The 7,862-nt window shown below is 75.3% G+C and carries 9 protein-coding genes, 2 tRNA genes, 1 other RNA gene and 1 pseudogene; 4 read left to right on the top strand and 9 right to left on the bottom strand.

Annotated features, from left to right (window positions below):
- Nucleotides 1-112: 112 nt before the first annotated feature.
- The 4 genes and pseudogenes from NH342_RS20820 to NH342_RS20805 all read right to left on the bottom strand — a co-directional run.
- A pseudogene (locus tag NH342_RS20820) lies at nucleotides 113-1,246 on the bottom strand (DNA polymerase III subunit gamma and tau); the annotation flags it as partial.
- 38 nt (nucleotides 1,247-1,284) lie between these two features.
- Complete coding sequence (locus NH342_RS20815; protein WP_253017919.1) at nucleotides 1,285-1,953, bottom strand: YceI family protein; 669 nt, start codon at nucleotides 1,951-1,953, stop codon at nucleotides 1,285-1,287.
- Between the two features lie 48 nt (nucleotides 1,954-2,001).
- Nucleotides 2,002-2,097, bottom strand: an RNA gene (gene ffs / locus NH342_RS20810) — signal recognition particle sRNA small type.
- A gap of 49 nt (nucleotides 2,098-2,146) precedes the next feature.
- Nucleotides 2,147-2,231, bottom strand: a tRNA-Ser gene (locus NH342_RS20805).
- A gap of 104 nt (nucleotides 2,232-2,335) precedes the next feature.
- Here NH342_RS20805 and NH342_RS20800 point away from each other — a divergent pair.
- Together NH342_RS20800 and NH342_RS20795 are read left to right on the top strand one after the other, a co-directional pair.
- The gene (locus NH342_RS20800) at nucleotides 2,336-2,680 is read left to right on the top strand and encodes a hypothetical protein (RefSeq protein WP_253017917.1); all 345 of its coding nucleotides are present in this window, start codon (nucleotides 2,336-2,338) and stop codon (nucleotides 2,678-2,680) included.
- 51 nt (nucleotides 2,681-2,731) lie between these two features.
- Nucleotides 2,732-4,285 carry a serine/threonine-protein kinase gene (locus NH342_RS20795; RefSeq protein ID WP_253017915.1) on the top strand — a complete coding sequence of 518 codons (1,554 nt, stop codon included), beginning with the start codon at nucleotides 2,732-2,734 and terminating at the stop codon, nucleotides 4,283-4,285.
- A 49-nt stretch (nucleotides 4,286-4,334) separates the two neighbouring features.
- On the opposite strand, the gene NH342_RS20790 is transcribed toward NH342_RS20795, so the two are convergent.
- The 5 genes from NH342_RS20790 to NH342_RS20770 form a co-directional block, all read right to left on the bottom strand.
- Nucleotides 4,335-4,424 (bottom strand) — tRNA-Ser (locus NH342_RS20790).
- Nucleotides 4,425-4,434: 10 nt separating this feature from the next.
- Nucleotides 4,435-4,893, bottom strand: coding sequence for a tRNA adenosine(34) deaminase TadA (tadA, locus tag NH342_RS20785; protein ID WP_253017913.1), 459 nt, complete (start codon nucleotides 4,891-4,893; stop codon nucleotides 4,435-4,437).
- Nucleotides 4,890-5,525 (bottom strand): HAD family hydrolase, encoded by a 636-nt coding sequence (locus NH342_RS20780; RefSeq protein WP_253017911.1) that lies wholly within the window; start codon nucleotides 5,523-5,525, stop codon nucleotides 4,890-4,892. Before NH342_RS20780 ends, tadA begins: the two co-directional genes overlap by 4 nt.
- Nucleotides 5,522-5,983: a tRNA adenosine deaminase-associated protein gene (locus NH342_RS20775; RefSeq protein WP_253017909.1), complete on the bottom strand. Its 462-nt coding sequence runs from the start codon at nucleotides 5,981-5,983 to the stop codon at nucleotides 5,522-5,524. Before NH342_RS20775 ends, NH342_RS20780 begins: the two co-directional genes overlap by 4 nt.
- The gene (locus NH342_RS20770) at nucleotides 5,983-6,645 is read right to left on the bottom strand and encodes an O-methyltransferase (RefSeq protein WP_253017907.1); all 663 of its coding nucleotides are present in this window, start codon (nucleotides 6,643-6,645) and stop codon (nucleotides 5,983-5,985) included. The genes NH342_RS20775 and NH342_RS20770 overlap by 1 nt, the downstream gene beginning before the upstream one ends.
- A gap of 10 nt (nucleotides 6,646-6,655) precedes the next feature.
- On the opposite strand from NH342_RS20770, the gene NH342_RS20765 reads away from it, so the two are divergent.
- On the top strand, nucleotides 6,656-7,228 hold the full coding sequence (locus NH342_RS20765) for a hotdog fold thioesterase (protein ID WP_253017905.1): 573 nt from the start codon (nucleotides 6,656-6,658) through the stop codon (nucleotides 7,226-7,228).
- Nucleotides 7,229-7,301: 73 nt separating this feature from the next.
- On the top strand, nucleotides 7,302-7,862 hold a 561-nt coding region (locus tag NH342_RS20760), incomplete at its 3' end, for a prephenate dehydrogenase/arogenate dehydrogenase family protein (protein ID WP_253017903.1).

Here is a 7,862-nt window from a genome sequence, read left to right as displayed (position 1 = left end):
CCGGTCAGCCGCAGACCCTGTTCTCGGCTCGGGGAAGACGTTGCGCAGCGGGCAGTCCAGCCGCTGGGCGATCCGGGCACTGTCCGGCCCCGAGGGCACCTCGATGGTGTCAGAGGCGCTGCAGGGTGGCCGCGGCCGACCCGTCGACGCCGGGCAGCAGCATGCGGGCGCAGACGAGCTCGAGCAGCAGCCGCGGCGCGGTGGTGCCCCGCATCTCGGTGAGGCCCTCGTGCACGGTGTCGGCCAGCCGGGACAGCGTCGCCGCCCCCATCGCCTGTGCCTGGCGGCTCATCAGGTCCAGCCGGTCGGGTGGGCAGTCGAGCAGGCCGTTGCCGCCGGCCTCGGGCACCGCGTCGAGCACGATCAGGTCGCGCAGCCGGTCGAGCAGGTCGGTGGCGAACCGCCGCGGGTCGTGGCCGGCCTCCACCACCCGGTCGACGGCCTGGAACACCCCCGGCGCGTCGTGGGCGGCGAGGGCGTCGACGGTCTCGTCGAGCAGCGCGTCGTCGGTGACCCCGAGCAGCCCGACCGCCGTCCGGTAGGTGACGCCCTCGGGGCCGGCACCGGCCAGGAGCTGGTCGAGGATGGACAGCGAGTCGCGCACCGAGCCGCCGCCGGCCCGCACGACCAGCGGGAACACGGTCTGCTCGACGGCGACGCCCTCGCGCTCGCAGGTGCTCTCCAGCAGCTGGCGCAGCGTCGCCGGCGGCACCAGCCGGAACGGGTAGTGGTGGGTGCGCGACCGGATGGTCGGCAGCACCTTCTCCGGCTCCGTGGTGGCGAAGACGAAGACCAGGAACTCCGGCGGCTCCTCGACCACCTTGAGCAGGGCGTTGAAGCCCTGCGTGGTGACCATGTGGGCCTCGTCGACGATGTAGACCTTGAACCGGCTGTGCACCGGGGCGAAGAAGGCCCGCTCGCGCAGGTCGCGGGCGTCGTCGACACCGCCGTGGCTGGCCGCGTCGATCTCGATGACGTCGATGGAGCCCGGGCCGTCGGGGGCCAGCGCGACGCAGGAGGTGCAGACCCCGCACGGGGTGGAGGTGGGGCCCTGCTCGCAGTTCAGCGAGCGGGCCAGGATCCGCGCCGAGGACGTCTTGCCGCAGCCGCGCGGGCCGCTGAACAGGTAGGCGTGGTTGATCCGCCCGGCGTCGACCGCGTTGACCAGCGGGGTGGTGACGTGCTCCTGCCCGACCACCTCGGCGAAGGTCGCCGGGCGGTACTTGCGGTAGAGCGCCAATGCCACGGGCCGAGGCTACTGGCCGGCACCGACAGCCCCGGGCGTCACTGCACGAGCGACAGGAAGAACTCGATCGACCCGCTGTCCTCGACGGACACGAAGCCGAGGTCGGGTGCCGTGACGTCGAAGTCGGAGAAGGTGACCGGGATCGACCCGGAGGCCTGGACGCCGTCGGCAGTGCGCACCACCGAGAGGTCGACGGCCACCTCCTGGGTCACCCCGTGCACGGTGAGCGACCCGGCGACCGGCACCGTCACCGGCGTCCCGGTCAGCTCCGGCAGGTCGACCGCCCGGTCCACGGCGAAGGTGGCGGTCGGGAACTGCCCGACCTCGACCACGCTGTCCCGGAAGTAGGAGTCGCGGCGCCCGCTGTCGGTGGCGACCGAGGCCATGTCGACGTCGACCTGGGCCGACTGCAGGTCCCCGCCGGACACCACGACCGATCCGCTGACCTGGTCGGTGGTGCCGGCGACGGTGACGTCGGCACCGCCCAGCACCTCGTCGACCCGGTACCCGGCCGAGGACCCGGGCCCGATCGTCCAGGTGCCGTCGGTGACCTCGACCAGCGGCGCGTCGGACTCCTGCACCTGCACCGTCCGCGCCGGTGCGGCGTCCTCCTGCAGGGCGGCGTGGACCAGCGGCCCGGCGACGGCACCGACCACGACGACCCCGGCCAGGGCCCCGGCGACGACCCACGTACGACGACTCGGCACGACGTCCCCTCTGGTTGAAGCGTCATGCATTCAACCAGGTCCGGACATGCAAGGGACCCCCCGCACACCCGCCAGAGCCCGCTTATCCTTGCTGCCTTCCGGCCCTGGGGAGGTTCACGGGGTGACGCCGCACGAGGGGTCTGCGCCGAGTCTAGAGGACGTCCCCGGGTCGGCGGACCCGGGGACGGGGGAGCGGAGGATGGGAGATTCGAACTCCCGAGGGCTTGCACCCAACCCGCTTTCCAAGCGAGCGCCATAGGCCACTAGGCGAATCCTCCAACGTGCGCCGGTCAGACTACCGGGCCCGGTCCGGCCGTGTGGTCGCCACCCCGTGCGCACGGCACGATCGGCCCCGACGTCCGCCAGCCGCCGGGAGCCACCGATGACCGACACCCACCGCGTCCGTCCCGAGGTGGTCGACGCCATCGTGGCCGCGCTGACCGCGACCGACCCCGCAGGCCTGCCCGCGGACGCCACCCGGGCCGAGAAGGACGCCGCCCGCGACCTGTTCTTCACCCGGACGGCGGCCGAGCGGGCGCAGCGGGACCGGCAGTCGCGCGCCTGGGAACTGCTGCTCACCCGCAGCTACGACGAGCCGCCGACCTGGGCGCAGCTGTTCGACGACCTGCCCGCCGGGAGCACCACCGAGCTGGGCGAGCTCTACGACGCCCTGCCGGCCGGCGCGCAGGCGGAGTACACCCGCCGCTTCGGCGCACCGGGCTCGTGAACGGTCGCGCGCAACGGGCCCACCTGCACCGGCGCCGGTAGCGTCGAGGGGATGACGCCACCCGCCCAGGTCGGGCCCGGACACCGGGTCGCCGGCCGCTACCTGCTCGCCGAGCGCATCGGCGGCGGCGGGATGGGCGCGGTGTGGGTGGGCACCGACGAGCGGCTGGGCCGCCGCGTCGCGCTCAAGCAGATCGTGCTGCCGGTCGGGACCACCGACGAGTCGGCCCGCGACCAGCGCGAGCGGATGATGCGCGAGGGCCGCATCGCCGCCCGGATCAGCCACCCGCACGCCATCGCCGTCTACGACGTCGCCGAGGACGCCGGGGTGCCCTGGCTGGTCATGGAGCACCTGCCCTCCCGCAGCCTGGCCGCGGTGCTCTCCGACGACGGCGTGCTGCCGGTGCAGCAGGTCGCCCAGATCGGGACGCAGCTGGCCGACGCCCTGGTCGCCGTGCACGCGGCGGGCATCGTGCACCGCGACGTCAAGCCGGGCAACGTGCTGGTCGGCGCCGGGGAGCGGGTGGAGGGCCTGGTCAAGATCACCGACTTCGGCATCTCGCACGCCCAGGGCGACGTGAAGCTCACCCAGACCGGCATGGTCACCGGCACCCCGGCCTTCCTCTCCCCCGAGGCCGCCCGGGGCGAGACGGCCGGCCCGGCCGGCGACGTGTGGTCCCTCGGCGCCACCCTGTTCACCGCACTGGAGGGCCAGCCGCCCTTCGGCAGCAGCGGCAACTCCCTGGAGCTGCTGTACCGGGTGGCCGGCACCCAGCCGCAGCGCCCGGTGCGATCGGGCGCGCTGACCCCGGTGCTGGAGCGGATGCTCACCACCGACCCGGCGGGGCGGCCCTCGATGGTCCAGGTGCGCGACGCCCTCGCCCGGGTGGCCGCCGAGGACGGCGACGTGACGGCGGTGCTGGGTGCCCGCACCCCGCTGCGGGTGGTGCCGCCGCCGCCGGTCGACCCCACCCGCGTCGACCTGCCCGTCCAGCACGGGGCCCCGCGCAGGTCGGCCACGCCCCAGCCGGCTGCGGGGAAGTCGTGGGTGCCGGCCGGCGCGGTCGGCGCGGTGCTCGTCGCCGCGCTGGCCGCCGGTGCCCTGTGGCTGAACCTGCGCGAGGACCCCGGCAGCGCCGCCGCGGCGCCCACCACCACCGCGGCGACCACGACCCAGGCAGCACCGCCCCCGGCCACCACGGAGGCGTCGCCGACCACGACCGCGCAGGCCACGACGGAGCAGACCACCACCGCACCGACGACGACCGAGGCCGCTCCCACCACCGAGGGCGACGCGGTCACCGCCGCCGACGTCGAGCAGGCGGTGACCGACTACTACGCCCTGCTGCCGGACAAGCCCCAGCAGGCCTGGCGGCTGACCGGACCGACCCTGCAGGGCGTGGTCAGCCGCGAGGACTACATCGCGTTCTGGGACCGGTTCTCCGACGTCCGGCTGGGCGAGGTCACCGCCGAGGAGGGCTCGCTGACCGCCACCGCGCAGGTCACGTTCGTCGAGGACGGCCAGGACCTGGTCGAGCAGCACCGGTTCACGCTGGTGGCCGGCCCACGCGGGGAGCTGCTGATGGACAGCGACGTAGCGGTCTAGGGACGCAGCGAGGGCGGCACCCGTGGTCGGGTGCCGCCCTCGGTCGCACTGGCGGTGGCGGTGGGATTTGAACCCACGGAGGCTTTTACACCTCACCCGCTTTCGAGGCGGGACCCTTCGGCCGCTCGGACACGCCACCGTGGAGCACCCTACAGGCCGCGTCGGGCGCGGAAGAAGGCGCGTAGCAGCGCGGCGCACTCCTCCTCGCGGACCCCGGCCACCACCTGCGGCCGGTGGTTGAGCCGCCGGTCCCGGACGACGTCCCACAGCGACCCGGCCGCCCCCGCCTTGGGGTCGGGCGCGCCGTAGACCACCCGGTCCACCCGGGAAAGGACGGCGGCGCCCGCGCACATCGTGCAGGGCTCCAGCGTGACCACCAGGGTGCAGCCGGTCAGCCGCCAGCCGTCGCCGAGCACCCGGGCCGCCGCCCGCAGCGCCAGCACCTCGGCGTGCGCGGTGGGGTCGCCGTCCTTCTCGCGCTCGTTCGCGGCCTCGGCGAGGACGACGCCGTCCGGGCCGAGGACGACGGCGCCGATCGGCGTGTCGCCCCACCCGGCGGCGTCCGCGGCGAGCTCCAGGGCGCGCCCCATGGCCTCCTCGGGCGTCATGTCGACAGGTCGACACCGGTGGCGCGGCCCAGCTCGGCGAGCGCGTCGGCGGGGTCGACCACCTTGATCGTGCGCCAGCCCAGGTCGCGGGCGGGCTTGAGGTTCGGCCCGAGGTCGTCCAGGTAGACCACCTCGGCGTCCTCGACGGGCCGGCCGACCGCGGCCGAGAGCCGCTGCAGGGTGAGCGGGTAGATCGCCGGCTCGGGCTTGCGGATGCCCTCGACCGAGCTCTCCACCACGACGTCGAACAGCTGCATCAGCGCGCCGTGCTCGGTCGCCGGGTCCATCGGCGCGGCGTTGTTGCTCAGCAGCGCCCGCGGCACCCCGGCGGCGCACAGCGCCCGGACGGCGGCCACCATCGCCGGGCGCAGCGAGCCGTGCAGCGCGTCGAGGACCTTCGTGGCGTCGACCTCGTGGCCGGCGGCGCGGGCCTCGGCCTCGAACTCCTCGACGAACCCGTCGCGGTCGAGCTCGCTGCGCTCGAACCGCGCCCAGGCGTTGGTGTGCGGGTTCGTCGTGTTCAGCCGGGCCACCAACCCCTCGGGCAGCCCCACGGAGCGCTCGTAGTCGCGGAAGGCCGCCAGCGGACTGGTGGTCAGCACCCCGCCGAGGTCGAACACCACCGCGGTCACCGGGCCACCGCCGCGGCCAGCTCGTCGGCGAACCCCAGCCGACCGGCGATCTCGGCGACCATCTCGTCGGCCCACAGGTCCTGGGCCAGGATCTGCTCGAGGTCGGTGCGCGGCAGGCCGGCGTCGGCGAACAGGTCCAGGTCCCCGGCCGGGTGCTCGGACTCGTCGTCGGCGTCCACGTGCACGCCCTCGATGCCGTAGCGCTCCATCGCCTCGGCGGCGAGCAGGAACTCCGGCAGCGCGCCGTCGCTGATCATGGCCCGGACCATGCCACCGGGGCCGTGGGTCAGCGCGACGAAGTACAGCCGGCTGTCCACGACGAACACGAACGGCCCCGGCCACTCCCCGGTGAGCGCGGCCTCCAGCGCCGGCAGCTCGGTGTCGGCGTCGTCGGCCAGCAGCCGGGCCTCCCAGCCGGCGCCGGCCCGGGCGACGAGGACGGCGAAGGAGCCCGGCATCAGCGCACCCGCAGCAGCGTCAGCCCGTCGGCGACCGGCAGCAGCACGGTGTCGAAGCGGGGGTCGGCGGCCAGCGCGGCGTTGAGCTGCGCGATGGCCCGGTCGTCGGCGTCGGCGGGGTCGAGCACCCGGCCGGCGCGCAGCGTGTTGTCCAGCACCAGCAGCCCGCCGGGGTGCATGCGGGGGTGCAGCGCGTCGACGTAGCCGGCGTACCCGGTCTTGTCGGCGTCGACGAAGGCCAGGTCGAAGGTGGGGCGCAGCGGCAGCGCGGCGACCAGGTCGGCCGCCTCGCCCAGGCGCAGCTCGATGCGCTCGTCCACCCCGGCGCGCGCCCAGTACCGGCGGGCGACGTCCGTCCAGTGCTCGTCCCGGTCCAGGCACAGCAGGCCGCCGTCCTCGGGCAGGCCGCGCGCGATCGCCAGCGCCGACAGGCCGGTGAAGGTGCCCACCTCGACCGCCCAGCGCGCACCGCAGATGCGGGTCAGCAGGGTCAGGAACGCCGCCTGCTCGGGCGCGACCTGGTAGGTCGGGCGGCCGTCGCCGGCGGCGGTCATGGCCGCGGTCTCGGCCACCAGGTCGGTGACGACGTCGTCCGGCGGGTCGCCGCAGCCGCGGACGTAGTCCGCCAGCTGCGTGCTCAGGAGGAACGACTGCGGCGTCATGGGTGCGATCATGGCCGACGTGCCCGAGCCCGACATCCCGCCGCAGCTGTTCGCGGCGCTGGCCGCGGACCCGCTGGCCGCGCAGCTGGGCATCGTGCTGGAGCAGGTCTCCCCCGGCTACGCCCGGGCGTCGATGACCGTGGGCCCGGCGCACCTGAACGCCGCGGGCACCGCGCACGGCGGGGCGACGATGGCGCTGCTGGACGTGGTGCACGCCGCGGTGAGCAACAGCCACGGCACGCTCGCGGTCGCCCAGGACGTGCACACCGAGTTCCTCTCCCCCGGCCGGCCCGGCGACGTGCTCGTCGCCGAGGGCACCGAGGTGCACCGCAGCGCCCGGACGGCGGTCTACCGGATCGAGGCCCGGGCGTCCGACCACCGGCTGGTGGCCACGGCGCTGGCCCGGGTGTTCCGGCTGGGCACGCCGTGGGAGCTGCCCGGTGAGGACGAGGTGGTGGCGATGACCGCGCCGCCGCCGGTGCCCCCGACCATGCAGCTCTCGCAGGTGGAGCAGCCACTGCCCACCCCGGGCGAGGGCACCAACCCCTCCGGCGAGGTCCCCCCGCCGGACGAGCTGCGGTGAGCGAGCTCGCGAGCGAGCCCGGGAACGCAGCAGCCTGGGTCAGCGGGCCGCCGAGCGCCAGCGAGGTGGTCCGGTGAGCTTCCCGGTCCCGGCGATGGAGGCGCCACCGGTCGCGGTGGTCGGGCTGGGCCAGCTGGGCGGGTCGCTGGCGGCCGCGCTGGTCGCCGCCGGCCGCGCGGTCACCGGCTGGGACACCGACCCCGCTGCGCGGGACGCCGCCGCGGCCCGCGGGGTGCGGATCGCCCGGGAGGCGACCGGTGTCGTCGTCCTGGCCACCCCCATCCCCGCGCTGGCCACCGCGCTGGACGACCTGGACGTCGACCCCGCCGCCACCGTCACCGACCTGGGCTCGGTGAAGGTGCCGGTCCTGGCTGCCCTGGGTGAGCGGTTCGGCGGCCGGTTCGTGGGCGGGCACCCGATGTGCGGCACCGAGCGCAGCGGGCACGCGGCCACCGACCCGGGGCTGTTCCGCGGGGCCCGGTGGGCGGTGTGCCTGGAGCCGGGCACCGAGCTGCCGCGCTGGCTGCGGGTGGCCGAGGTGGCACTGGCCGCGGGCGCGTCGGTGGTGCCGGTGACCGCCGCCGAGCACGACGCCGCGGTGGCCGCGATCAGCCACGTGCCGCACCTGCTGGCC

The organism is Klenkia sp. PcliD-1-E, from assembly GCF_024124375.1.
GTDB lineage: Bacteria > Actinomycetota > Actinomycetes > Mycobacteriales > Geodermatophilaceae > Klenkia.
This window is presented reverse-complemented; position numbering and strand designations above follow the sequence as displayed.